Annotated in this window: 25 protein-coding genes, 1 tRNA gene and 1 pseudogene; 17 read left to right on the plus strand and 10 right to left on the minus strand. The window is 67.7% G+C overall.

All coding sequences use genetic code 11. The features are described from left to right. Positions 1–165: pseudogene (locus FPZ61_RS09305) on the plus strand (transposase); the annotation flags it as partial. Between the two features lie 377 nt (positions 166–542). Here FPZ61_RS09305 and ychF read toward each other — a convergent pair. Then, a complete protein-coding gene (ychF, locus tag FPZ61_RS09310) occupies positions 543–1634 on the minus strand; it encodes a redox-regulated ATPase YchF (protein ID WP_185465866.1) in 1092 nt (363 codons plus the stop codon). Between the two features lie 103 nt (positions 1635–1737). Here ychF and FPZ61_RS09315 point away from each other — a divergent pair, with 103 nt between their 5' ends. Continuing rightward, positions 1738–2934: an efflux RND transporter periplasmic adaptor subunit gene (locus FPZ61_RS09315; RefSeq protein ID WP_255441505.1), complete on the plus strand. Its 1197-nt coding sequence runs from the start codon at positions 1738–1740 to the stop codon at positions 2932–2934. A gap of 30 nt (positions 2935–2964) precedes the next feature. On the opposite strand, the gene wecB is transcribed toward FPZ61_RS09315, so the two are convergent. Continuing rightward, entirely contained in the window at positions 2965–4077 is a 1113-nt protein-coding gene (wecB, locus tag FPZ61_RS09320; RefSeq protein ID WP_185465868.1) for a non-hydrolyzing UDP-N-acetylglucosamine 2-epimerase, read from the minus strand. A gap of 104 nt (positions 4078–4181) precedes the next feature. On the opposite strand from wecB, the gene FPZ61_RS09325 reads away from it, so the two are divergent. Next, positions 4182–5384 carry a type IV pilus twitching motility protein PilT gene (locus FPZ61_RS09325; RefSeq protein ID WP_370593405.1) on the plus strand — a complete coding sequence of 401 codons (1203 nt, stop codon included), beginning with the start codon at positions 4182–4184 and terminating at the stop codon, positions 5382–5384. Positions 5385–5399: 15 nt separating this feature from the next. Here the strand turns inward: FPZ61_RS09325 and FPZ61_RS09330 are convergent, their stop codons facing one another. Next, complete coding sequence (locus FPZ61_RS09330; protein ID WP_185465870.1) at positions 5400–5582, minus strand: high light inducible protein; 183 nt, start codon at positions 5580–5582, stop codon at positions 5400–5402. A gap of 50 nt (positions 5583–5632) precedes the next feature. Further along, positions 5633–6679, minus strand: a complete 1047-nt coding sequence (gene tsaD / locus FPZ61_RS09335) for a tRNA (adenosine(37)-N6)-threonylcarbamoyltransferase complex transferase subunit TsaD (protein WP_185465872.1) — start codon at positions 6677–6679, stop codon at positions 5633–5635. Between the two features lie 77 nt (positions 6680–6756). Here tsaD and FPZ61_RS09340 point away from each other — a divergent pair, with 77 nt between their 5' ends. Together FPZ61_RS09340 and psaJ are read left to right on the plus strand one after the other, a co-directional pair. Continuing rightward, on the plus strand, positions 6757–7236 hold the full coding sequence (locus FPZ61_RS09340; RefSeq protein WP_185465874.1) for a Photosystem I reaction center subunit III: 480 nt from the start codon (positions 6757–6759) through the stop codon (positions 7234–7236). Positions 7237–7296: 60 nt separating this feature from the next. Then, positions 7297–7413 (plus strand): photosystem I reaction center subunit IX, encoded by a 117-nt coding sequence (gene psaJ, locus FPZ61_RS09345; RefSeq protein WP_185465876.1) that lies wholly within the window; start codon positions 7297–7299, stop codon positions 7411–7413. A 116-nt stretch (positions 7414–7529) separates the two neighbouring features. Here the strand turns inward: psaJ and gmk are convergent, their stop codons facing one another. Beyond that, positions 7530–8096 (minus strand): guanylate kinase, encoded by a 567-nt coding sequence (gene gmk, locus FPZ61_RS09350; protein WP_185465878.1) that lies wholly within the window; start codon positions 8094–8096, stop codon positions 7530–7532. 66 nt (positions 8097–8162) lie between these two features. Here gmk and FPZ61_RS09355 point away from each other — a divergent pair, with 66 nt between their 5' ends. Beyond that, positions 8163–9962: an NFACT family protein gene (locus FPZ61_RS09355; protein ID WP_255441506.1), complete on the plus strand. Its 1800-nt coding sequence runs from the start codon at positions 8163–8165 to the stop codon at positions 9960–9962. Then, a complete protein-coding gene (tatC, locus tag FPZ61_RS09360; RefSeq protein WP_185465880.1) occupies positions 9959–10774 on the plus strand; it encodes a twin-arginine translocase subunit TatC in 816 nt (271 codons plus the stop codon). Before FPZ61_RS09355 ends, tatC begins: the two co-directional genes overlap by 4 nt. Before the next feature lie 42 nt (positions 10775–10816). Here tatC and FPZ61_RS09365 read toward each other — a convergent pair whose 3' ends face one another. Continuing rightward, positions 10817–11167: a DUF3067 family protein gene (locus FPZ61_RS09365; protein ID WP_185474813.1), complete on the minus strand. Its 351-nt coding sequence runs from the start codon at positions 11165–11167 to the stop codon at positions 10817–10819. 168 nt (positions 11168–11335) lie between these two features. On the opposite strand from FPZ61_RS09365, the gene petC reads away from it, so the two are divergent. The 5 genes from petC (at position 11336) to FPZ61_RS09390 (ending at position 14723) form a co-directional block, all read left to right on the plus strand. After that, entirely contained in the window at positions 11336–11872 is a 537-nt protein-coding gene (gene petC / locus FPZ61_RS09370; RefSeq protein ID WP_185465884.1) for a cytochrome b6-f complex iron-sulfur subunit, read from the plus strand. Positions 11873–11918: 46 nt separating this feature from the next. Further along, positions 11919–12851, plus strand: a complete 933-nt coding sequence (gene petA / locus FPZ61_RS09375) for a cytochrome f (protein WP_185465885.1) — start codon at positions 11919–11921, stop codon at positions 12849–12851. Positions 12852–12920: 69 nt separating this feature from the next. Further along, positions 12921–13781 (plus strand): prolipoprotein diacylglyceryl transferase, encoded by an 861-nt coding sequence (gene lgt, locus FPZ61_RS09380; RefSeq protein WP_185466083.1) that lies wholly within the window; start codon positions 12921–12923, stop codon positions 13779–13781. Positions 13782–13843: 62 nt separating this feature from the next. Further along, entirely contained in the window at positions 13844–14623 is a 780-nt protein-coding gene (gene cobM, locus FPZ61_RS09385; RefSeq protein ID WP_185466085.1) for a precorrin-4 C(11)-methyltransferase, read from the plus strand. A gap of 28 nt (positions 14624–14651) precedes the next feature. Then, positions 14652–14723, plus strand: a tRNA-Val gene (locus FPZ61_RS09390). A 57-nt stretch (positions 14724–14780) separates the two neighbouring features. On the opposite strand, the gene FPZ61_RS09395 is transcribed toward FPZ61_RS09390, so the two are convergent. Both FPZ61_RS09395 and FPZ61_RS09400 read right to left on the minus strand, forming a co-directional pair. Then, entirely contained in the window at positions 14781–15200 is a 420-nt protein-coding gene (locus FPZ61_RS09395) for a tellurite resistance TerB family protein (RefSeq protein WP_185465888.1), read from the minus strand. 68 nt (positions 15201–15268) lie between these two features. Continuing rightward, entirely contained in the window at positions 15269–16897 is a 1629-nt protein-coding gene (locus FPZ61_RS09400; RefSeq protein WP_185465890.1) for a Ppx/GppA phosphatase family protein, read from the minus strand. 110 nt (positions 16898–17007) lie between these two features. Between FPZ61_RS09400 and FPZ61_RS09405 the strand changes: the two genes are divergently transcribed. Both FPZ61_RS09405 and FPZ61_RS09410 read left to right on the plus strand, forming a co-directional pair. Next, entirely contained in the window at positions 17008–17889 is an 882-nt protein-coding gene (locus tag FPZ61_RS09405; protein ID WP_185465892.1) for a 4-hydroxybenzoate polyprenyltransferase, read from the plus strand. After that, positions 17886–18797, plus strand: a complete 912-nt coding sequence (locus FPZ61_RS09410) for an LD-carboxypeptidase (RefSeq protein ID WP_185465894.1) — start codon at positions 17886–17888, stop codon at positions 18795–18797. Before FPZ61_RS09405 ends, FPZ61_RS09410 begins: the two co-directional genes overlap by 4 nt. Positions 18798–18810: 13 nt before the next feature. Here the strand turns inward: FPZ61_RS09410 and ispD are convergent, their stop codons facing one another. After that, the gene (gene ispD, locus FPZ61_RS09415) at positions 18811–19503 is read right to left on the minus strand and encodes a 2-C-methyl-D-erythritol 4-phosphate cytidylyltransferase (protein WP_185466087.1); all 693 of its coding nucleotides are present in this window, start codon (positions 19501–19503) and stop codon (positions 18811–18813) included. 78 nt (positions 19504–19581) lie between these two features. Here ispD and FPZ61_RS09420 point away from each other — a divergent pair, with 78 nt between their 5' ends. Genes FPZ61_RS09420 through fabG form a run of 3 tightly spaced genes read left to right on the plus strand, consistent with a single transcriptional unit; the run spans position 19582 to position 22397 of the window. Next, the gene (locus FPZ61_RS09420) at positions 19582–20430 is read left to right on the plus strand and encodes a glycosyltransferase family 9 protein (protein ID WP_185465896.1); all 849 of its coding nucleotides are present in this window, start codon (positions 19582–19584) and stop codon (positions 20428–20430) included. 29 nt (positions 20431–20459) lie between these two features. After that, a complete protein-coding gene (locus FPZ61_RS09425; RefSeq protein WP_185465898.1) occupies positions 20460–21590 on the plus strand; it encodes a TrkA family potassium uptake protein in 1131 nt (376 codons plus the stop codon). Positions 21591–21638: 48 nt separating this feature from the next. Next, complete coding sequence (gene fabG / locus FPZ61_RS09430) at positions 21639–22397, plus strand: 3-oxoacyl-[acyl-carrier-protein] reductase (protein ID WP_185465900.1); 759 nt, start codon at positions 21639–21641, stop codon at positions 22395–22397. Between the two features lie 7 nt (positions 22398–22404). On the opposite strand, the gene FPZ61_RS09435 is transcribed toward fabG, so the two are convergent. Next, the gene (locus tag FPZ61_RS09435; protein ID WP_185466115.1) at positions 22405–22653 is read right to left on the minus strand and encodes a hypothetical protein; all 249 of its coding nucleotides are present in this window, start codon (positions 22651–22653) and stop codon (positions 22405–22407) included. Between the last annotated feature and the right edge of the window lie 110 nt (positions 22654–22763).

Genomic DNA, 22763 nt, shown 5'->3' on the forward strand with positions numbered 1-22763 from the left:
GTCAACGGAATGCTGTCGAAGGCAAAATCGGACAGGGGAAGCGGCGGTTTGGATTGGGCCTGATTCGTGAGAAGCTGGCCGTCACCCAAGGATCTGCCATTGCATTGGCTGTACTCGTGATGAACCTCGAGAAGCTGCTGGAGCTTCTTTTTGTCCTTATTGGCTTCTTGCTACAGCTGCTGATCGGCAATGAAGCCATCCGAAGGGCCGAGGAGCGTCTCCCGAGCAATCAACCAGCTGCAGCCTGAGGAACACTCAGAGGTGAGACAGGTTTCCCCACTTTGTTGGCCTGAAGGCTGGTTTTTACTTTCTCAGGAGGCCCTAATCAGGACTGGATATGGCTGGTTTTGAGCCGACTGCCTGACACATCTCAGCCGAAACGGTCATACGACAGCCAGCAATTGGGACTGGCGTGGCCGTGGCGGCATCTCAATCGGCGTGAACTATGGCTTTGGATACAACAGCTCTATCAGCGCGAGAAATTAATACCAGGAACCATGGTTTTCGTTTCCTTGTGGAAGATCTCTAGCGACGCGTCAGGCTCAGACGTTGAAGAGAAACTCCATCACGTCGCCTTCCTGAACCACATACTCCTTGCCCTCGCTGCGCAGCCAGCCGCGGTTGCGGGCTTCCGGCAGGGAGCCGGCCTCCAGCAGCTGGGCATAGGCCACGGTCTGGGCGCGGATGAAGCCCCGCTCGAAGTCGGTGTGGATCACCCCGGCGGCCTGGGGGGCGGTCATACCGGCGGTGATTGTCCAGGCGCGGGTTTCCTTCTCACCGGTGGTGAAGTAAGTGCGCAGGCCCAGCAGGCCGTAGGTGGCGTGGATCAGGCTCTGAAGCCCGCCCTCGCTCACCCCGAGGCCCTCAAGGTAATCGGCACGCTCGGCCTCGCCCAGCTCGATCAGTTCCGCCTCCACCTGGGCCGAGATACGCACGGCGCCGGCGCCTTCCTTGCGGGCCAGTTCCTCCACGGCGCGGCTGAAGGCATTGCCCTCGGCCAGGTCGTCTTCCGAAACGTTGGTGGCATAGATGATCGGCTTGGCAGTGAGCAGCCCAAGGGGCTTGACCATCAGCTCCTCCTCCGTCCCCAGCGCCACGCTTCGGGCGGCACCGCCTTGCTCGAGCTCCGCCTGGATCCTCGCCAGAACCGCATCCTCGGCCTGGGCCTCCTTGCTGGTGCGGACCTGCTTCTTCAACCGCTCGCGACGCTTCTCGATCTGGCTTAGATCCGCCAGTCCCAGCTCCAGGTTGATCACCTCGGCATCTCGCACCGGATCCACCTCACCGGACACGTGGATCACGTCGTCGTCCTCGAAGCAACGAACCACGTGCACGATCGCGTCCACCTCGCGGATGTTGGCCAGGAACTTGTTGCCCAGGCCCTCCCCCTGGCTGGCCCCCTTGACCAGGCCGGCAATGTCGACGAACTCCACCCGGGTGGGGATGATCTCCCTGGAGCTGGAGAGATCCGAGAGTTTCTGCAGACGCCCGTCGGGCACGGCCACCACGCCCACATTGGGCTCGATCGTGCAGAAGGGGAAGTTGGCAGCCTGGGCCTGGGCGTTGGCCACCAGGGCGTTGAAGAGGGTCGATTTGCCCACATTGGGCAGACCCACGATTCCGGCTTTGAGCATGGCCGGAATCTAGACGGGACCCCCTCCAGGGCCTGAAGCCACAGTTGATGGCCCCACCAGGAAGACTGGTCGCAGCGAACGGAGCACGGCCATCGCCACGCGCATGCTCGAACAACCCCCCACCCCGAAGCCGGCCCAGGCTCCGCTGAACCCCAGCGTGACCATGGGTGCTCCGGGAGATGGCGGCCTCACGTCGCGCCGCCAGCGGCGGCGCCGACTCGCCGCAGGGGCCGTGGCCCTGCTGGTGATTGTTGGTGGAGGTCTCTTCTGGCAGCGGCAGCGGCAGGCCGCCAAGCGCAGCAACCTGGCCGATTTCACCGTGGTGGCCCAGCGGGGCACGCTCCCCGGGGTGGTCAGCGCCAGCGGCGAGCTGGAAGCGGGACGCAGCGTGAACGTCAGCCCGAAGCGGGGCGGAGTTCTCGAATCACTGTTCGTGAATGAAGGTGATCGGGTCCGCCAGGGCCAGCCCATCGCCCAGATGGACAGCGGTGACCTCCGAGAGCGGGAGCTGGAGCTGGAGGCCCAGGTGCGCCTGGCCGAGGCGGAGGAGCGTCGCGCCCGCTCGGATTACGAACGCCGCGTGAAACTGTTTGAGGAAGGGGCGATCAGCGAGGACGACATCGTCTCCTTCCGCACCCGCGCGCTCACGGCCCGGGCCACCCTGGATGTGGCCCGCAAGCGCTTCAACCAGCGAACGGTGGAGAGGGGTGAGCTCACAATCCGGGCCCCCTTCGACGGTCTGATCACCCAACGTTTCGCCGATCCCGGCGCCTTCGTGACTCCCACCACCTCAGCCTCGGCCAACGCCGGCGCCTCCAGCTCCTCCGTGGTGGAACTAGCCCAGGGGCTTGAAGTGGTGGCCAAGGTGCCCGAGAACGACATCGGCCGGATCAACATCGGACAGAGCGCCAGTGTGCGTGTGGATGCCTTCCCCGACCGTCGCTTCGCCGCACGGGTGATCCAGGTGGCGCCCCGGGCGGTCAAGAACAACAACGTCACCTCCTTCGAGGTGAAACTCGCCCTCACCGATCCCGACAATCTGCTGCGCATCGGCATGACCGCCGACATCGACTTTCAGACCGGCAGCCTGCCTCCCCAGACCCTGGTGCCCACGGTGGCGGTGGTCACCGAAGACGGACGGCCTGGGGTTCTGCTGGTGGGGAAGGACAACCAGCCCCGCTTCCAGCCCGTCACCCTGGGCTCCAGCAGCGGTCGCAACACCCAGATCCTCACGGGCCTCGAGCAAGGCACCCGGGTGTTCATCGACCTCCCCCCCTGGGCCAAGGAACCGCGCTCCTGAAGGCTGGCTGGCGCCGGAGCCGGGAACGACTCAACCCAGGAAGGCCCGAGTGGCCTCCAGGATCCGGCCGCTGGCGTGGCCGTCACCGAAGGGGTTATGGGCCTGGGCCATCGCCGCATAGGCCACCGGATCATCCAGCAGCAGGCTGGCTTCAGTCACGATCGCCTCGCTGTCGGTGCCGATCAGCCGGGCCGTTCCAGCGGTGACCGCCTCGGGCCGCTCCGTGGTGCGCCGCAGCACCAGCACCGGCTTCCCCAGGGCCGGGGCTTCTTCCTGCAGGCCACCGGAATCGGAGAGCAGCAGGGTGCAGCCCCGGATCGCACCCACCAGCCGGTCGTAATCGAGCGGCTCACAGAGCACAGCACGGGGATGGTCGCCCAGCAGTTCCTGCAGCGGCTCGCGCACGGTGGGGTTGCGGTGCAAGGGCAGCAGAAGGGCCGTATCGGGATGGCGATCCAGTAGCTGGCGGAACCCCTCTCCGATGCTGGTGAGGCGCTCTCCCCAGTTCTCACGGCGGTGGACGGTGGCCAGGATCACCCGCTGACGCTCCCAGTCGAGGCCTGGAAACTGGGGCAAGGGGGCCGTGGCGGCCATCAGCAGCAGCGCATCGATCACGGTGTTTCCCGTGACCAGAATCTCCCCCACCACACCGGAAGCCTTCAGGTTCGCCTCGGAGACGCCGGTGGGGGCGAAGTGCAGCTGGGCCACCTGGGAAATCAGGCGGCGGTTGGCCTCCTCCGGGAAGGGGTCAAGCAGATTGTCCGTGCGCAACCCGGCCTCCACATGGCCCACGGGGATCTGCTCGTAAAAGGCGGCCAGAGCCGAGGCGAAGGCGGTGGTGGTGTCGCCCTGCACCAGCACCAGCGCCGGGCGGTGCTCCAGGAACTCTTCCCGCAATCCCTGCAGAGCCGCGCAGGTGACATGGGTGAGGGTCTGCTTCGGGGCCATCAGGGCCAGATCGCGATCGGGGGTGAGCCCGAAGAGATCCATCACCTGGGCCACCATCTCCCGGTGCTGACCGGTGAGCACCACCCGTGTGCGGAAGCCCGGATCGCGCTGAAACGCCAGAATCACCGGCGCCAGTTTGATCGCTTCGGGCCGGGTGCCCAGCACGATGCTCACGAGCGGTGCGGTGGCGTTCAAGGAGCCGTGGCGGTGGCGGGGATCCTAGGGAAGCGACCTGGGGGCCTCCACATGACAGGGCAGCTGTTTCGGGCAATGCTGAGCTCACTGGCCGCACCTCAGCCGTGAACCCGATCGAGAGCCCAGGTACTCCCCTGGCCATGGCCGCCACCCGATCAAACCCAGTCCCTCCACCACCCCCACCGGCTCCCCCGGCACCTGCCCCCGCCGTTGCGGCTCCCCAAAGGCCTGACTTCGGCGATCTGCCGGCCAGCCTCGAGGAGATCGTGGCCATCGCTGAAGCCAGCGGCTACTCCGATGTGCACATCAGCGTGGGGGAATCACCCCGGTACCGCCACCTGGGGGTGATGCTGCAGACGGGATGGCCGATCACCGACCAGGAGCAGTTCTGGCGCTGGCTGAGTGAAATCCTGCCGCCCACCCAGCTCGATCGCTTCCGCCACGACCTTGACATCGACGCAGCGCATGCCTTCCCCTTCGCGCGGATCCGCATCAACCTGCTGGAGAGCCTGCGGGGACCGGCCATGGTGCTGCGGCTGATCCCCCTGATGGCGCCGACCCTGGATCAGCTCTCGATGCCGGCAGTGCTGAAGGAGCTGGCCACCTACCCCAAGGGACTGGTGCTGATGACCGGTCCCACCGGCTGCGGCAAGAGCACCACCTTGGCGGCGATGATCGACTGGATCAACCGGACTGCGGCCAAACACGTCATCACGATCGAAGACCCGGTCGAATTCGTGCACACCAGCAACACCTGCCTGATCCGCCAGCGCGAGGTGGGCCGTCACACCAAACAGTTCCACACCGCCCTGCGGGCGGCGCTCCGGGAAGATCCCGATGTGATCCTGATCGGCGAAATCCGTGACCGTGACACGCTCTCCACCGCCCTCGAAGCGGCCCAGACCGGTCACCTGGTTTTCGGCACGCTTCACACCAACTCAGCCGTGCGCTCGGTGGATCGGGTGATGGGCCTGTTTCCGCCTGAAAGCAAGGAGCAGATGCGCCGGGAGCTGGCGGAATCCCTGCTGGCGGTGATCTCCCAGGGGCTGATCCGGACCCGGGATGGTGGACGCCTGGCCTACCACGATCTACTCGTGAACACCGAAGCCTGCCGCGACTACATCCAGCGGGGCGACCTCGACGAAGTGGAGCAGATCATGGCGCGCAGCGCATTCGACGGGATGCAGACGATCAACCAATCGCTGGCTGCACTGGTGGAAGCGGGACAGGTGGAGCCCGAGGAAGCTCTCACCCACAGCCTGAAGCCGAACGAACTGGCCCAGACCCTGCGCGGACGCATCAGCTGATGGATGGTCGGCTGCTCAGGAGCCGGCGACCAGTCGGATCAGCAGCAGACTGGCCAATCCCAGGGACAGGCCGAGCATGGCCAGACGTCCGTTCCAGATCTCGGCCTGGGGGGTGAAACCTCGGCGCCAGGCGTTGAGTTCCTGGGGGTCAACGTCGACGGGCTCGAGCCGGTTCTCGCTGATCTCAGCAGGGGCCATCTGTTCTCGTCCCAAGACAGAGTTGAAACACTGTAAAGGCGTTAACAGCCTCACCGCGTTTCGTAAAGGCGAGAGGCCTCCTCAAGTGGAAGACGCGCCATCACCCCCAGATCGGTGCCACTGCGGGCCCCGCTGGCCAGCCGGGCGGCGGCAGCCACGCCGATCATGGCGGCGTTGTCGGTGCAGTAAGCCAGGGGAGCGACGCGCCACTGGAGGCCCAGGGCGCCGCAGCGCTCCTCCATTAACTGCCGCAGCCTGCGGTTCGCCGCCACACCACCCACCAGCACCACGGTTTCCAGCCCCTGATCCTGGGCGCAGCGGCAGCTGCGCTCAACCAGCACCTCCCCCACCACCCGCTCGAAACTGGCGGCGATGTCGGCCACGGGCAGGTCACGAGGGTCCTGCTCCAGGCGCTGGACCAGGCGCAGCACCGCGGTCTTGAGGCCACTGAAGCTGAAGTCGTAGGGATGAAAGCCGCCCTGAGACCGGGAGACCCTGCCCTTGGGCAAGGAGAAGCGTCCGGGATCACCGGAAGCCGCCGCGGCCTGAATCGCGGGGCCGCCGGGATAGCCGAGCCCCAGCAGCCTCGCCACCTTGTCGAAGGCTTCACCGGCGGCGTCGTCGTGGCTGCGGCCGAGCCGCTGGTAGACCCCGACCTCCTCCACCCGCACCAGCTCGGTATGACCACCGCTCACCAGCAGCACCAGGCAGGGACCGGCCGGCAGAGGCTCCCCGAGCTGCACCGAGCAGAGGTGTCCCTCCAGGTGATGCACCCCCAGGAACGGCAGATCGTGCAGCCGGGCGAGGGTACGGCCGGTGATCGAACCCACCAGCAGAGCCCCCACCAGCCCCGGCGCGACCGTGGCGGCGATGCCATCGAGTTCGGCGTAACTCAGGGACGACTCCGCCATCACCCGCTCCACCAGCTGAGGCAGAGCCTCCACGTGGCGCCGGGAGGCGATTTCCGGCACCACTCCCCCCCAGCGGGCATGCTCCTCGACCTGGGAGGCCACGGCGCTGGCCAGCACCGTGCAATCGCGCACAATCGCAGCCGCTGACTCGTCACAACTTGTTTCGAGGGCCAGAACGCTGGGCATCGGCTCCCGGGAAGTCCCCTACTGTCCGCCAGTGACATCCTGCCTTCCGGCAGGCCTTTTCCCCGGAACCGGACACGATGCGCCGTCTTTTCGCCGTTCTGATTTCCGCCTTGCTGCTGTTCGGGTTCGCCTCCGTGGCCAACGCCGACGTGGCCGGGCTCACCCCCTGCGCTGAGAGCCCACGCTTCCAGCAACGGGCCAGCGCCGCGGCAACGCCGCAGGCCCAGGCCCGCTTCGAGATGTACAGCCAGGCCGTTTGCGGCCCCGATGGTCTCCCCCACCTGATCGTGGACGGACGCTGGAGCCATGCGGGCGATTTCATGATCCCCGGCATCGCTTTCCTCTACATCGCCGGCTGCATCGGCTGGGCTGGTCGTTCCTATCTGCAGGCCATCCGTGGCAGCAAGGACGCCACCATGCGTGAGATCCAGATCGATCTGCCCCTCGCCCTCAAGAGCACCCTGGCTGCCGCCACCTGGCCCTTGGCCGCCTTCGGCGAGTTCACCAGCGGCAAGCTGCTGGAGTCGGACAACAAAGTCACTGTCTCTCCGCGCTGAGCCGCTCCCTCCCCAGCCGCACCACCCCACCTTCTCAAGACCCCGACCGGGGATGCCTCCATGAAGAAATTCCTGACCACCGCCCCGGTGTTCGCCGCCATCTGGTTCACGATCACCGCAGGGATCATGATCGAATTCAACCGCTTCTTCCCCGACCTGCTCTTTCATCCGCTCTGAATCAGGAGCACAACGAGCAACGAGCACTGCCAAGCCGGTTTCTCGGCTTGGCCGGAGCGATGAGCGGCCCGAGAGGGCCGTTTTTGTTGGCGAAAAGCCACCTGGATGGGTCTGAATCAGCCGAGGTTGAGCAACGCCTCCAGGCTGGAGATCGCCTGCTCCAGATCGCCGTTCACCAGCACCGCATCGAATTCCGTTTCAGCCTCGAGCTCCTGGTGGGCGCGAGCGAGCCGCCGCTGGATGGCCTCCTCCAGCTCGGTGCCGCGTCCCCGGATGCGCCGCTCCAGCTCCTCGAAGCTGGGGGGCTTGATGAAGACCTGAAACCCTGCCGGAAAACTGCGCCGCACCTGACGGGCCCCCTCCAGCTCGATCTCCAGCAACACCGGTTGTCCCTGGGCCAGATGCTCTTCCACCGGACCCCGCGGCGTGCCGTAGAGGTTGCCGGCGAACTCGGCCCACTCCAGGAAGCCACCGGCCTGAACCTGGGTCTCGAAGCGCTCGCGATCCAGAAACCGGTAGGTCACCCCATCGATCTCACCGGGCCTGGGCGTCCGGGTGGTCGCCGACACCGACAGCCAGAGGGAGGGATGCCGCTGCAACAGCGCGTCCACCAGCGTGCCCTTGCCCACGCCGCTGGGACCGCTGATCACAGTGAGCCGTCCTGGCGTTGAAGGCGAACCCATGGGGAGCTTCGGCTGGCCAGCAGAGTAGAGGCCCCAACCGCACGCTCCGGCGTGGAGCGGCAGCCCATGGCGCCCCAGACCCAGCCAGCCGTCGCCATCCAGGCCATGGACCTCACCACCCTGCGGGCGGTGCTGGCGGAGTTGCGTCCCGAGCTGGTGCCGGCCCGCTTCGAGAAGGCCCAGCAGAGCGATCCCCACACCCTGCAACTGGGACTGCGGACCCTTCGGGGGCTGCGCTGGCTGGAGATCAGCTGGCTGGCGCAGGCTCCACGCCTGGTGGCCATCGATCCACCGCCGAAGCAGGGGGACGGCAGCACCCTGGCCCGCGTGTTGCAGCACGGCCTGGCGGGGCTGGCCCTGGTGGCGATCGAGCAGGAGGGCTTCGAGCGGGTGGTGGATCTTCATTTCGCGCCCCGGCCAGGGGAGCCCAGTGGCCGCCGCCTGGTGGTGGAGCTGATGGGCCGCCACAGCAACGTGTTCCTGCTTGACGCCCAGGGACGGGTGGTGAGCCTGGCCCGCCAGGTGCGGGAGCAGCAGTCAAGGTTGCGGCCGATCACCAGTGGCTCCACCTATGTGCGCCCTCCGGCCCTGCAGTCGGATCCTCCAAGCCTTGAGGAGCCCAACGGGCGCTGGCAGCGGCGACTGCAGCTGGTGCCGGTATCCCTGCGCCAGGCCCTGCAGCAGACCTACCAGGGGATCAGTCCGGCCCTGGCACGGCAACTTGCCGGTGAGGAGCCCGAGGCGGCGGGGGCGCTGCTGGCCCAGCCGGTGTGCTCCCTCACTCAGGAGCAATGGGATCAGCTCTGGGGTCGCTGGCAGCGCTGGCTGCAGGACCTGGAGCAGGAGCGCTTCGGCTGGGGAGTGGATGACTCCAGCAGCAGCGCTGGCAGCTCAAGCCACTTCCGCTGCTGGGGAACGGCCAGCAGCGGCCCCGTGAACGCTCCCCTGGCGGCTTACTACCACCAGCGGCTGGGACAGGGGGAGCTGCAGCGGCGCCGCCAGAGCCTGCAGCTGAAGCTGCTCGCCGCCAGGGAGCGTGAAGAACGCCAGCTCCAGCAGCAGCAGACCCTGCTCGCTCAGGTGGAGAGCGGTGATGATCTGCGCCGGCGCGCCGATGCCCTGCTCTGCCTGGCTGCCCCCAGCCGTGACCAGGTGGCCGAGGCCCAGGCCCTCTACCGGCAAGCCCGGCGGCTGCGGCGCTCGGTGGCCTCGATCACTCCCCGGCTGGAGCTGCATCAGCGGCAGCTGGAGCGGATTGACGCCAGCCTGGCCTTCCTTTCCCTGCATGGCACTGAGATCGTCCCCGGCCGAAGCCACCAGGCCGGAGCACTCAAGGAGGCCCTGAGCCAGCTGGAGGCCCTCGAACAGGAAAGCGAGGAGCTGCTCACCAGGGGAGGCCGCGATGGTCGCCCCTCCCCCCGGCGCGGTCCCCCCCCAAATTCCGCAGCAGGAACACCATCACCCCTGGAGCTGCTCACTCCCGGCGGCCTGCGGGTGCAGGTGGGCCGCAATCACCGCCAGAACGAGTGGATCAGCCTGCGCCAGGCCCGCCGCGGTGACCTCTGGTTCCATGCCCAGGAGTGCCCGGGCAGTCATGTGATGCTCAAGTCCTCGGTGGCTGCGGCGGCAGAGGAGGACCTTCAGCTGGCTGCTGATCTGGCTGCCCACTTCAGCCGTGCCCGTCACAATGGGCGGGTGCCGGTTCTGAAGGTGCCCTGCGATCAGCTGCAACGAATCGCCGGTGCCGCTGCAGGCACTGTGACCCACAGGGGAGGGGAGGTGGTCTGGGCTTCGCCGGAGCGGGCTGCCCACTGGCTCGCCGCGGCGGAATCCCTGCCTAAGGTCCCAGCGGAGCCAGGGCCATGAGCGAACCAACCCCATCCAAATCCGGCGGCGCTGCCACAGAAACCGCCCTGCCTGCGCCGGCTCCCATCCATGTCAGCCGCCCGGATGAGTTCCCCGGGGAGGTGGAGATGAGCCTGCTGGAACACCTGGAGGAGCTGAGGCGGCGTGTGCTGCGCAGCCTGCTGGCCCTGGTGGTCTCGGCGGTCCTCTGCCTGGTGCTGGTGCGGCCCCTGGTTCAGCTGTTGCAGGTGCCGGCCGCGGGCATGCGCTTCCTGCAGCTGGCCCCGGGTGAATTCCTGTTCGTCTCCATCAAGGTGGCCGGTTATGCCGGCCTCACCCTGGTGCTTCCCTACATCCTCTACGAGCTGCTCTGTTTCGTGCTGCCCGGCCTGACCCGTCGGGAGCGACGGCTGGTGGCGCCCGCGGTGGCGGCCTCAGCGGTGCTGTTCATGGCCGGTCTGGCCTTCGCCTGGTGGGCGCTCGTGCCCGCGGCCCTGCGCTTCCTGGTGAGCTACGGCGCCGATGTGGTCGAGCCGATCTGGTCGATCGAGCGCTACCTCGACTTCGTGCTGCTGTTGATGGTGGCCACCGGTCTGGCCTTTGAGCTGCCTGTGCTCCAACTGCTGCTCGGAGCTTTCGGGTTGGTGAGGTCCCGCACGATGCTGGGGGCCTGGCGCTGGGTGGTGCTGGGCTCCGCCCTCGCTGGCGCCGTGCTCACCCCGTCCACCGACCCTGTCACGATGCTGCTGCTCACCGGTGCGATCACGGCGCTGTTTCTGATCGGGGTGGCACTGGTGGCGCTGGTGGAGCAGGTGCGAGCCCAACCCGCCTGATCCCTGGCACTGGCGGCCCTGGCCCCTCCGATGCCGCCGCCATCAGAGCAGGAACTCGCTGCTGCGGCCATCAGCGGCGGGTTCCAGAGCCAGGCTCATCGCCTTGCCCAGCCTCGGACGGTCCCGAGTGGTGCTCAGCCACGCCCGCACCTGCTCCCCCACCCGGAGGTTGTTGAGCACCTCCACCAGCTCCCGCAGACGGGCTTCATAGGCATCGGCCTCGAGGGGGAAGGACTGCTGCTCGAGGTAGGCCCACATCACCTGCAGGTACAGGCGGCCCCGACGCTGGACCAGCTGCAGGTCATAGGAGGCCTGCCAGCGGGAGCGCAACAACGCGATCACTTCCTCGTACTGAAGTGGCGTGGACGCGAAGGGAGCGGCGGAATCGGTCAACAGGGATGACGGAGGGTGAGGGCGGGGTGACGGCGGGGGCAGCGCACCGATGGGAGTGACAACAGCATGTTGCGGCAACCGGGCAGACCCCTGGAATGGACCTCGGTGGCAGGAGGGGCAACGGTCATAATGAGCGGCACGTTGCTTCGGCACCAAGGAACGCCTCGTATGACCCAGATCCCTGTGAGCGATGTGCCCGGAATGGGTCGTCGGCAGTTCATGAATCTGCTCACCTTCGGCACGGTCACCGGGGTGGCACTGGGGGCTCTGTACCCGGTGGTCAACTACTTCATTCCCCCCAGGGCGGCCGGCAGCGGCGGCGGCACCGCCGCCAAGGATGAACTGGGCAACACCGTCACCGCCAGCGGCTGGCTCTCCACCCACAAGGAAGGCGACCGCAGTCTGGTGCAGGGTCTCAAGGGTGATCCCACCTACCTGCTGGTGGAGGGTCCAGAGGCGATCGGCAGCTACGGCATCAACGCCATTTGCACCCACCTGGGCTGCGTCGTGCCCTGGAACAGCGGTGCCAACAAGTTCGTCTGCCCCTGCCACGGCAGCCAGTACGACGCCACCGGCAAGGTGGTTCGCGGTCCTGCACCCCTCTCCCTGGCCCTGGCGAACGTCACGGTCGAGAACGACACCGTGTTCCTGAGCCAGTGGAGCGACACCGACTTCCGCACCGGCGACAAGCCCTGGTGGGCCTGATCCACCGCGTTCTCCCTCTCCTTCGTCGCCCGTTTGCCCACCCCCCATGCGCCGCTCCCTCTCCCTGCTGCTGAGCTCCCTGCTCGTCACCGCTGCCCTGCTGCTGGCTCCCCAGGCCAGCTGGGCCTATCCGTTCTGGGCCCAGCAGAACTACGCCAGTCCCCGTGAAGCCACGGGCAAGATCGTCTGCGCCAACTGCCACCTGGCCAAGAAGGCCACCCAGGTGGAGGTCCCTCAGGCCGTGATGCCCGACACCGTCTTCAAGGCGGTGGTCAAAATCCCCTACGACACCTCCCTGCAGCAGGTGGGTGCCGATGGCAGTCGCTCAGGGCTCAACGTCGGTGCAGTGGTGATGCTCCCTGACGGCTTCAAGATGGCCCCGCAGGAGCGAATGAGCGAAGAGCTGAAGGAGGAGACTGCGGGGGTTTACTTCACCCAGTACAGCGACGACGATCCCAACATCCTGCTGGTGGGCCCCCTTCCCGGTGACCAGCACCAGGAGATCGTCTTCCCGATCCTTTCCCCTGATCCCGGCAGCGACAGCTCGATTCACTTCGGCAAGTACTCGATCCACGTGGGCGGCAACCGTGGCCGCGGCCAGGTTTATCCCACCGGTGAGAAGAGCAACAACGGCATCTTCAATGCTTCCGTGGACGGCACCGTCGCCGCCATCACCCCCGGAGAGAACGGAGGCTCGGTGGTGGAGATCAGCACGGCCGATGGCCAGAGCGTCAGCGAAACGGTTCCTGCTGGACCCATGCTCACCGTGGCGGTGGGCGACAGCGTCACCGCCGGCTCCGCCCTCTCCGATGACCCCAACGTGGGTGGATTCGGTCAGCTGGACGCAGAAATCGTCCTTCAGAACCCCGTTCGCCTCTACGGCATGCTGGCCTTCTTCGCCGCTGTGGCCCTGGCCCAGATCATGCTGGTCCTGAAAAAGAAGCAGGTCGAGAAAGTCCAGGCTGCCGAAGGCATCTGAGCCTTGGCTGCCTTGCCGTTCGCCTGAGTGGATTCGTTGGTGTTTCTCTCCCCGGCCACGGCCCTGGCCGTGTTCACCTCACCGGGGCCCCTGATCTTTCAGCTCGGCCCCTTTTCCCTGCGCTGGTATGGCCTGCTGATTGCCCTGGCGGTGCTGATCGGTCTGCTGCTGGCCACCCGGCTCGGTCAGGCCCGGGGCATCGACCCCGTGCTGATCGCCGATCTGCTTCCCCTGCTGGTGCTGGCGGCCGTGCTGGGCGCCCGTCTCTACTACGTGCTCCTTGAATGGCGGCAATACCAGCTCAACTGGCTGGAGGCCCTGGCCATCTGGCGCGGCGGCATCGCCATCCATGGGGCCCTGATCGGGGGCACTGTGGCGGTGATCGCCTATTGCCGCTGGCGCAAGCTGGCCTTCTGGAACCTTCTCGACGTGCTTGTCCCCTCCGTGGCCCTGGGGCAGGCGATCGGACGCTGGGGGAACTTCTTCAATTCCGAAGCCTTCGGTCTGCCCACCGATCTGCCCTGGAAGCTCTACATCCCCACCCTCAACAGGCCTGCCCCTTTCCTCGATCAACAGTATTTCCACCCCACGTTTCTCTATGAATCCCTCTGGAATCTGGGGGTGGTGGCACTGCTGCTGATCCTGTTCCGAGCAGGAGCCAAGGGCAGGATCAAGCTGCCCGCCGGAGCTCTGAGCTGCGTGTATCTGGTGAGCTACAGCCTCGGCAGGCTATGGATCGAAGGGCTGCGCACCGACCCCCTCTGCCTGTTCTCCAGCCCACCCTTCTGCGAGGGGGGGCTGCGCATGGCCCAGCTGATGAGCCTGTTGCTGATCGTCCTCGGGAGCGTGGGTCTCTGGCTGATCTACGGCCAGCACCGTCCCCTGCCTGATCCAGGTGGAGCTCCCCCCCAGCCGCGGAACCCCTCTTGAGCGGATCATCCAACCTGCCACCGCCTCTGCCGGCTTCTTCAGGCAGAGAGCCCCCGGGGCCTGTGTTGATCGTGGGGGCAGGCCCCGGAGCCGTCGACCTGATGACCGTGCGCGCCACCCGCGCCGTTCAGACCGCCGATGTGCTGGTGTGGACCGATTCCCTGGTGTCCCCTCAGATCGCCGCCCTGGCGCCCTCCCACTGCGAAAGCATCCGCACCAGCACTCTCACCCTTGAAGAGGTGATGGCGCTGGTGGTGCAGCGAGCACGTGCCGGCCTGCGGGTGGTGCGCCTCCACGACGGTGATCCCTGCCTCTACGGAGCCCTGGCGGAGCAGATCTGCCGCCTGGCCGATGCTGAGCTGGCCGTGGAGGTGGTGCCGGGCCTGAGCGCCTACCAGGCCACGGCCGCAGCCCTGAAGGCCGAGCTCACCATCCCCGGACTCGTCCAGACGATCGTGCTCAGCCGGGCCGGTGGCCGCACCGGCGTGCCGGAGCGGGAATCGCTGGCGCAGCTGGCTTCCCTGCGGGCCTCGCTCTGTCTCTACCTCAGCGCCCGCCACGTGGAATCGGTCCAGCAGGAGCTGCTGGAGCACTACCCCGCCGACACGCCCGTGGCGATCGGCTACCGCGTGAGCTGGCCGGATCAGTGGCTGCAGGTGGTGCCCCTGGAGCAGATGGCGGCCGTCAGCCGGGAGCGGCAGTTGATCCGCACCACGCTCTACGTGGTCAGCCCTGCCCTGGCGGCCCCAGAGCTGGCACGATCCAGGCTCTACTCCGCCAGCCATGACCACCTGTTCCGCCCTGCCAAGGCTGTGGCCAAGGCAGGCGGATCAGGGGGGTGAACCACGGTGTTTTAGGATCAGAAGGTGCGGGCGATTAGCACAGCGGTAGCGCACTTCCTTCACACGGAAGGGGTCACTGGTTCGAATCCAGTATCGCCCATTCTCAGATTCAGACCTGTTCACTGCACCCATCTTCCCTGAGGGGGAGGGATCGCGCTCAGGCCAGCACAGGGCTGGTGATCAGCTCGGCGTGGAGGATGTCCATCACCTCAAGAATGCGGGCCGAATCGCTGGGATCGAGGTCCAGTTGAGCAGCAAGATCGGAGAGGATCTGTTGTTCCTGAGCCACCAATTCCCCATCGGAGCGCATGATTTCGGCGGCCACCGCAAAGGCGGTCCGTCGCTCGTGGGCATCCAGTTGAAGCGCTGCTCGGGCCATCAGGATGGGGGCTCCATCACGACGCAGCTCAGCCAGCAGGCTGTCGAACAACTGAATCATGGCGGCATCCCCCATCTGGTTGAAGGGGACCCGATAGTCGAGGGAGTGGCGCAGGGCTCGCGAACCGGCACGCGTGAGAACCCCATCCCAGGAGACGGCGGCAAGGGCCACGGCCACAAAGGCGGTCGGTGAATCCATGGTGCTGGAATCAGGAATGTACTGGCTCCGTCATGGCGGGGCGGGAGCAGCCGGCGCTGTGGTCCTCGCTACCGCCCATCGGATTCCACCACCAGACGCACCCCCGTGGCCTCCGCCAGGGGTTCGGCACATCCCTGCAGGCTCCAGCGCTCGAGGCTGAGGTCCAGGGGCGAGGCAGGCTCGAGGACGATGCTCAGTTCACTGGTGCTGCAGGCGATGCGCAGGCCGGCCACTGCCGGTGTGGGGCGGCGATCGAGAGCCGCAGCCAGCCGCAGGAGCATGGCCATCCCGCTGACGGTGCGTCTCTGCTCGCGGCCCGGCAGCAGCAACCAGGACTCATGGCGCTTCTTGGGAAGGCTGCGACGGTGGTAGCGGGCGATCGCCGCCACCATCAGCTGCTCCGTCTCGGAGTAGCCGAGCAGGTCGCCGTGGCGGATCAGATACCAGCTGTGCTTGTGGTAAGCGCCGATGTTGATGTGCTGACCACAGGCGTGCAGCATCGCCGCGGCCCAGAGCAGTTGCCGTCCTTCGCCCTCGTCCTGGTGCAGCACTCCGCGGCAACGGTCGTAGAGGCTGAGGGCATGCTGCGCCACCCGCTCAGCCCGCTTCTGGTCAACGCCATAGCGCTGGGCCAGCTGCAGGACCGTGCGCCGGCGGATGCTGCTCTGGTAGGCGAAGCGATCGACGATCAGGTCGTGGCGCAGCATCCAGTCGACGATCAACCCTTCGCGCAGGGCCCGCTCGCTGATCACCATCTCCCCGGCCTGGAGCATCGCCATGGCCTGCTGCAGCACCAGGGCACCCGGCACGATGATTTCGGCCCGGCGTTCATTGATCGCCGCCAGGGAGCGCCGTTGCTCCGGTGTCATCGTCGCCAGCCGGTTCACCTGCTGATCGATCTGATCCCGGCTCATCCTGAATCCCTGCAGGCGCAGGGGGGTGCGCTCCTGCCCAGAGGCCACCAGTGACGCCAGGGCCGTGGCCGTGCCGCTGGTCCCCACCATCACCGGCACCTGGCCAGGCCTCAGATGGCGCTTGACCCGCTCCACAGCCGGCTCCAGGGATCCCTGGATGAAGGCCCTCAGGAACGTGAGCCTGGCCGGCGGCAAGGGGTCTTCCCGGATGAAGTCCCGTTGCAACCGCACGGCGCCGATGCGGGTGCTGGTGAGTTCACGGGCATCCCCGCCGTCGGCAAGGATCAGCTCAGTGGAGCCGCCGCCGATGTCGAGGATCAGGTGGGGGGTCTCGCCGAAGGCCATGCCTGAGAGCACCCCGAGGTAGATCAGACGCGCCTCTTCCTGGCCGCTGACCAGATCCACCTCCAGGCCCAGTTGTTCCTGGACCGCCTGCACGAACAAACGACCATTGGGCGCCTCCCGCACCGCGCTGGTGGCAGCGGTGAGGATCTGCTCCACCCCATGGCTCTCCGCCAGTTGGCGGCAATGGCGCAGGGCGATGAACGCCCGCTCGATCGCCTCCGGGGTCAGGTCGCCTGTCTCCGGGTCCCGCTCCCCGAGGCGGGTGGTCGACTTTTCCGCCAGCACCAGCTGAAAGCTGCGCAACTCCGGATTCACTGCAGCAATCAGCAGGTGAATGGAGTTGGTGCCGATGTCGATGGCCGCCACATGCCTGATCCCGACGCCGGGGACCTGGCGGACAGGAGCCACCTCCGTGGTGGCGAGGTCGGGAGGGGCCATCGGGCGACCAGCCGTCACGGACCGCGCCACTTTGCCACCGAAGACCCCAACCGGCTGCCCCTGCCTCAGCCATGGCCTTGCCCTGAGCGGAAGGGCCGTAACCTGCGCCAATGAACATCCGCGCCTCCCTGCGGGGCTGGTTCGAGCTGCTGCGCTGGCACAAGCCCAGCGGACGTCTGATCCTGCTGATCCCGGCCGGCTGGGCCCTCTGGCTCACCCCCCTGGCACCGCCAGAGCTCTCCCTGGTGGCCCTGATCGTGGCCGGTGGCCTGGCGGTGAGCGGCGCCGGTTGCGTGGCCAACGACCTCTGGGACCGCCGCATCGATCCGCTGGTGGAGCGGACGCGGCGGCGCCCCCTGGCCAGTGGCCGGGTGGGGGTGGCCGAGGCGATGGTGCTGCTGCTGGCCTGCCTTCTGGTGGCCCTGGCTGTGGTGCTGCTGCTGCCGGCGGCCAGCCGTGGTCTCTGCCTGGCCCTGGCGACAGCCGCCCTGCCACCGGTGCTGATCTACCCCTCCGCCAAACGCTGGTTCGCCTTTCCCCAGATGGTGCTCGCCCTCTGCTGGGGGTTCGCGGTGCTGATCCCCTGGGCGGCCGCCACGGCCAGCCTGGGAGGGGGCTGGCCCCTGCCGCTGACCTGGCTGGCCACGCTGCTGTGGACCTTCGGCTTCGACACCGTCTATGCCATGGCCGACCGGACCGATGACGCTGCCCTGGGCATCCGCAGCAGCGCCCTCAGCCTGGGAGAGGCGGCGGCTGGCGTGGTGGGGCTTTGCTATGCGGCGGCCGCTCTGCTGCTGGCGGGCGCCGCCAGCGCGGCCGGGGTGCACTGGATCTTCTGGCCGCTCTGGACGCTGGCCGCCGCCGGGATGCTGCGGGAATCCCTGCGGCTGCGAGGGCAACCTCCCCGCTCCCGCTTCGGGGAGCATTTCAGCCGCCAGGTGCAGCTTGGCGCCCTTCTCCTGCTGGCCCTGGTGCTGGGACGCGGGACATGAGCGACTGGTTGCCACCACCGCTGCGACCGGGAGACCGGGTGAGGCTGGTGGCCGCCAGCTCAGCCCTGGCGGAGCGTCAGCGTCTGGAGGCGGGCATGGCCATGCTTGAGGGGTGGGGGCTTGAGGTGGATCTTCCCTTCGCCCAGGAGCGGCGTTGGGGGTACCTGGCCGGCCGCGATCAGGAACGCCTGGCCGACCTGCTGCCCTCGGCGCAGGCAGCCACCGGTGACCCGCCCGCTCTGCTGGCCTGTGTTCGTGGTGGCTGGGGTGCAGCGCGGCTGCTGGAGGGGCCCCTGCCCCTCCCGGAGGGGTGGCTGCTGGGCTTCTCGGATGTGACCTCCCTGCTGCTGGCCCAGCAGGCCAGGGGCCTGCGTGGCGCGGTCCACGGCCCGATGGTCACCACTCTGGCGGCCGAGCCGCCCTGGAGCCAGGAGCGGCTGCGTCAATTGCTGTTCGGAGAGGTGCCGGGCCCGTTGCAGGGGACACCGTGGCAGGACGGGCAAGCCGAGGGGCCCCTGTTGGTGGCCAACCTCACCGTCGCCACCCATCTGCTGGGCACGGAGCACCTCCCAGACCTGGAGGGAGCGGTGCTGATCCTGGAAGACGTGGGCGAGGCCCCGTACCGGATCGAGCGCATGCTCACCCACTGGCGCCTCTGCGGCGCCCTGCATCAGCTGGCCGGGATCGGCTTCGGCAGCTTCCAGGATTGTGAGGAGCCCGACGGGGAGGGGGTCAGCGCCGGGGAGCGCTTCAGCCTGGAGCAGGTGCTGCGGGAGCGCACCGCCGATCTGGGCATCCCCGTGGTCGCCGGGCTGCCCGTGGGCCATGAGCCCGGCAACGCAGCCCTTCCCCTGGGGGTGCCCTGCCGCCTGGATGGCGGGAGCGCAGAGCTGAGTCTGCTGCTCTGAATCAGCCGGGGAATCAGACGCTCGCGCCGCTGCGCTCGCCCAGCACCGCCTCGGCGATGGTGAGATCGAAGGGAGTGGTGAGTTTGATGTTCGAGGCCGCGGCCTCGATCACCCGCACCGGCCAGCCGAGTCGCTCGAACAGGGAGGCGTCGTCGGTCACACTCCAGCCTTCGGCTGCAGCTCTGGCATGGCCGCGGCGCAGCTGGTCCACGGGAAAACCCTGGGGCGTCTGTGCCGCCCAGAGGGCCTGACGATCGGGAGTGTCCACGATCAGGCCATCGGCGGCCACCCGTTTGATCGTGTCCGACACCGGCACCGCCGCGATCACCGCCTCACCCCGAGCGGCGGCGGCAGCGCAGCGGCTGATCAGATCCGGCTCCACGAGGCAACGGGCGCCGTCATGGATCAACACAGCCTCGGCTTCCGGCGGCAAGGCCCCCAGGCCCAGGCGTACTGAATCCTGCCGGGTCTCGCCCCCCTCGATCCAGCACACGGGCCGATCCGGCGCCGCTGCAGTCACAAGGGCCTCCACATCCACCTGGTCCCGGCTCTGGCCCACCAGGCCGATCCAGCTGATTTCCGCAGTGGCCAAGGCCGCCTCCAGGGTCCAGGCCAGCACGGGGCGCCCCGCCACGGGCAGGAGCAGCTTGTTGCGCTCCCCCCCCATCCGGCGGCCGCTGCCGGCAGCGGCGATCAGCAAATGCACAAGGGACTCCAGCGCTGCGGACAAACCAGACCAGATTCATACAATCAGGCCGCCCGCCGCCTTCCAGCCGCCGCTCCGATGCGTGTTCTTGTACTGATTCCGGGCGGCATGGCAACCCAGCTCCAGGCCCTTCCGGCCGTGGCCGCCGTCGCCAGCCATCTCAACGCCCAGGTGCAGGTGGCCTGTCCCGCCGAGGTGTCCGCGGCCTGGAAGCTGCTGCCGGCGGTGGAGAAAGTGCTCTCCTACGGCTTCAATCAGGGGGTCAGCCTGGCCGACTGGGCCAACCTGCTCGGCGGTGTTCGTGAGCCCGATTTCCAGGTCTGCCTGAATCTGGGCAGCGGCTGGCCGATCGATCTGATGCTCTCCCTCGGCCACATCCCCACCCGGATCGCGACAGGGGGCTTCTCGGCCACCACCACGGTGAACCGCCAGCCCGGCTGGCCGAACCAGACCCTGGAGGCCTGGCTGCGGCCGATCGGCGTGCCTCTCGATGCCGCCGGGTTCCGCCTCGGCCTGCCCAAAACGGCCCTCGAGAAGGCCGTGGCCGCCGCACCGGCAGGGGATGGTCCCCTGCTGCTGCTGGCTCCGACCCCCCAGCCCACCCCAACGGAACCCGACTGGCCGGCTGCGCGCTGGCAGGAACTGCCGCAGGCGATCCGGGCCCGGGTGCCGTCGCTGCGGGTTGAGCAGGCCCGCAGCGACGGCAGCCCCCTCGAGCGGGCCGCCCAGGTGGCCGCCGCCGATGTGGTGCTCAGCCATGAGCCGGTCACCACCGAGCTGGCCCTGCTCTGCGGCACGCCTCTGGTGGCCCTGGGTCGCAGCGGCGACAGCCTGCCCTCGAGGGCTGGGGTACAAGGGCTGGGTCAGGCAACCACGCTTCACGAGCTCGATGTTCCTGAGGTGTTGCAGGCCCTCGGCCTGGGCTGAGCGTCCTTTCTCGAACCCCGGCGCCATCGATGCCTCCACCCACCAGGCGTCGACGCCCCAGACCTCCCACAACCCGGATCCGGCAACCCTGGCGATCCCCTCTGATCGCCCTGGTCGCCCTGGTGAATCTCTCGGCGGCGGGATACCGCTTCACCGAGGGCTGGGACTGGGGTGACTGCTACTGGATGGTGCTGGTGATCCTCACCACCCTGGGCTGGAGCGACGGCACCTCCGAACCACTCTCGGGTGCCGGTCGGGTGGTCACCACACTCTCGATCGCCGGGGGGTTGGTGGTGGTCCAGATGACCATTCAGGGCCTGCTTGGGCTCACCGAATCCGGCTACTTCCGCCGGATGCGCGAACTCCGATTCCGCCGCTGGCTTCTGACCATGCATGACCATGTGATTCTTTGCGGCTATGGCCGCATCGGCCGCGAGATCGCCGATCAGATCACCGCCGAGGGCGTGCCGCTGCTGGTGGTGGAGATGGATCAGGGCCGCAAGGGGGCCGCGGAGGAACGGGGCCTTCCCGTGCTTCAGGCCGATGCCACCCTTGATGAAACCCTGATGGAAGCCGGCATTCACAACTGCCGCAGCCTGGTGGCCGCCCTGCCCAGCAACGCCGCCAATCTCTATGTGGTGCTCAGTGCCCGGGGCATCGCCCCCCGTTGCCGGCTGATTGCCAGATCCGACAGCGATGAGGCCGCCCGCAAACTGCGGCTGGCCGGTGCCGATCAGGTGGTGAGCCCCTATGTGGCCGGAGGCCGCAGCATGGCCGCCACCGCTCTGCGCCCGCTGGCCGTGCAGTTCATGGACCTGCTGGCGGGATCGGATTGCGAGGTGGAGGAGTTTCAGATCAGCAGCAACGGCCAGCTGCTTGGGGATCTCAATGGCCGCACCCTGGCCGAGCTGGAACTGCGCCGCCGCACCGGTGCCCTGGTGCTGGCCGTGCGCATGCCCGTCCCGAAGGCGACCAACCCCTCGATCTACCGCGGGATCACCAGCGCTCCCCTACCCCCGCAACTGATCACCAACCCCAATGGCGATGTGAGGCTGATGCCAGGCCAGTTGCTGGTGGTGATGGGCAGCAAGGAGGAACTGCAACGCTTCGCGGAGCTGCTGGGCGCTGCCGTGGAGGGGATGGAGCTGATGACCAACTGAGGGCGGGTGGGAGCCGCATACGATCGCCCTCTCCCTGCTTCTTGGCCAATGACCGGATCCGCTGTTGCCCCACTCACGGGCCAGGTGGCTCTGGTCACTGGAGCCAGCCGAGGCATCGGCCGGGCCATCGCCCTGGAGCTCGCCTCCAGCGGAGCCGAGGTGGTTGTGAACTACGCCGCTTCCGCCGAGGCCGCCGAGGGGGTGGTGGCAGCCATCACTGCGGCCGGTGGCCGGGCCTGGAGTCACCGGGCCGACGTCTCCCGGGAGGAGGAGGTGGAGGGGATGGTGAAGCAGGTGCTCGAGCGCAGTGGTCGCCTGGACGTGCTGGTCAACAACGCGGGCATCACCCGCGACGGGCTGCTGATGCGCATGAAGACCGCCGACTGGCAGAGCGTGATCGATCTCAACCTCACCGGGGTCTTCCTCTGCAGCCGTGCCGTCTGTCGCTCGATGCTGAAGGCCCGCAGTGGACGGATCATCAACATCACCTCCGTGGTGGGGCTGATGGGCAACCCAGGCCAGGCCAACTACAGCGCCGCCAAGGCCGGTGTGATCGGCCTCACCCGCAGCACCGCGGCGGAGCTCGCCAGCCGCGGGGTCACCGTCAACGCCGTGGCCCCGGGCTTCATCGCCTCCGACATGACCAGGGATCTGGACGTGGAGCGCATCCAGGCGGCCATTCCCCTCGGCCGTCTCGGTCAGCCCGAGGACGTGGCCGGGGTGGTGCGTTTTCTGGCCGCCGATCCTGCCGCCGCCTACATGACCGGCCAGGTGCTGCAGGTGGATGGTGGCCTTGTGATGCGCTGAGGCCCGATCAGGACTGGATCGGTTGCCCCAGCTCCTCGCGCAGGCGCCGGATCCGTTGCAGCAGCCTCAACCGCCGGCTGCGGGCCGTGATCGTGAGGAAGAGCCTCAGGGGCACATAGATCAGCGCCATGGCCAGCCCGAGTCCGGCAATGACCAGAAACACCATCAGGCTGGCACCCGAGACCGTGTCGATCGCCGGATCGGTGAGCGCATCGGCCACCGACGCCGAGAGGCTGGCGCGCAGGTTGTCCTCCATCCCCGGACCTTATCGGCAGATGGCCCCGGGCGCAGGTGCCCTGGGGGGACCGATTCGGCTTTCCCCACCGTCCTGGCCATGACTGCGCCCCAGCCGCTGTGGGACGCTGA

Origin of the sequence: Synechococcus sp. BSA11S (assembly GCF_014224355.1) — a bacterium.
In the GTDB taxonomy this organism is placed as follows: domain Bacteria; phylum Cyanobacteriota; class Cyanobacteriia; order PCC-6307; family Cyanobiaceae; genus Regnicoccus_A.

Excerpts from the sequence above, each read along its gene's own strand:
- ychF (WP_185465866.1), bottom strand. The coding sequence starts at position 1,634 with ATGCTCAAAGCCGGAATCGTGGGTCTGCCCAATGTGGGCAAATCGACC.
- FPZ61_RS09315 (WP_255441505.1), top strand. The coding sequence starts at position 1,738 with ATGCTCGAACAACCCCCCACCCCGAAGCCGGCCCAGGCTCCGCTGAAC.
- FPZ61_RS09330 (WP_185465870.1), bottom strand. The coding sequence starts at position 5,582 with ATGGCCCCTGCTGAGATCAGCGAGAACCGGCTCGAGCCCGTCGACGTT.
- tsaD (WP_185465872.1), bottom strand. The coding sequence starts at position 6,679 with ATGCCCAGCGTTCTGGCCCTCGAAACAAGTTGTGACGAGTCAGCGGCT.
- FPZ61_RS09340 (WP_185465874.1), top strand. The coding sequence starts at position 6,757 with ATGCGCCGTCTTTTCGCCGTTCTGATTTCCGCCTTGCTGCTGTTCGGG.
- psaJ (WP_185465876.1), top strand. The coding sequence starts at position 7,297 with ATGAAGAAATTCCTGACCACCGCCCCGGTGTTCGCCGCCATCTGGTTC.
- gmk (WP_185465878.1), bottom strand. The coding sequence starts at position 8,096 with ATGGGTTCGCCTTCAACGCCAGGACGGCTCACTGTGATCAGCGGTCCC.
- FPZ61_RS09355 (WP_255441506.1), top strand. The coding sequence starts at position 8,163 with ATGGCGCCCCAGACCCAGCCAGCCGTCGCCATCCAGGCCATGGACCTC.
- tatC (WP_185465880.1), top strand. The coding sequence starts at position 9,959 with ATGAGCGAACCAACCCCATCCAAATCCGGCGGCGCTGCCACAGAAACC.
- petC (WP_185465884.1), top strand. The coding sequence starts at position 11,336 with ATGACCCAGATCCCTGTGAGCGATGTGCCCGGAATGGGTCGTCGGCAG.
- petA (WP_185465885.1), top strand. The coding sequence starts at position 11,919 with ATGCGCCGCTCCCTCTCCCTGCTGCTGAGCTCCCTGCTCGTCACCGCT.
- FPZ61_RS09395 (WP_185465888.1), bottom strand. The coding sequence starts at position 15,200 with ATGGATTCACCGACCGCCTTTGTGGCCGTGGCCCTTGCCGCCGTCTCC.
- FPZ61_RS09400 (WP_185465890.1), bottom strand. The coding sequence starts at position 16,897 with ATGGCCCCTCCCGACCTCGCCACCACGGAGGTGGCTCCTGTCCGCCAG.
- FPZ61_RS09405 (WP_185465892.1), top strand. The coding sequence starts at position 17,008 with ATGAACATCCGCGCCTCCCTGCGGGGCTGGTTCGAGCTGCTGCGCTGG.
- FPZ61_RS09410 (WP_185465894.1), top strand. The coding sequence starts at position 17,886 with ATGAGCGACTGGTTGCCACCACCGCTGCGACCGGGAGACCGGGTGAGG.
- FPZ61_RS09420 (WP_185465896.1), top strand. The coding sequence starts at position 19,582 with ATGCGTGTTCTTGTACTGATTCCGGGCGGCATGGCAACCCAGCTCCAG.
- FPZ61_RS09425 (WP_185465898.1), top strand. The coding sequence starts at position 20,460 with ATGCCTCCACCCACCAGGCGTCGACGCCCCAGACCTCCCACAACCCGG.
- fabG (WP_185465900.1), top strand. The coding sequence starts at position 21,639 with ATGACCGGATCCGCTGTTGCCCCACTCACGGGCCAGGTGGCTCTGGTC.
- FPZ61_RS09435 (WP_185466115.1), bottom strand. The coding sequence starts at position 22,653 with ATGGAGGACAACCTGCGCGCCAGCCTCTCGGCGTCGGTGGCCGATGCG.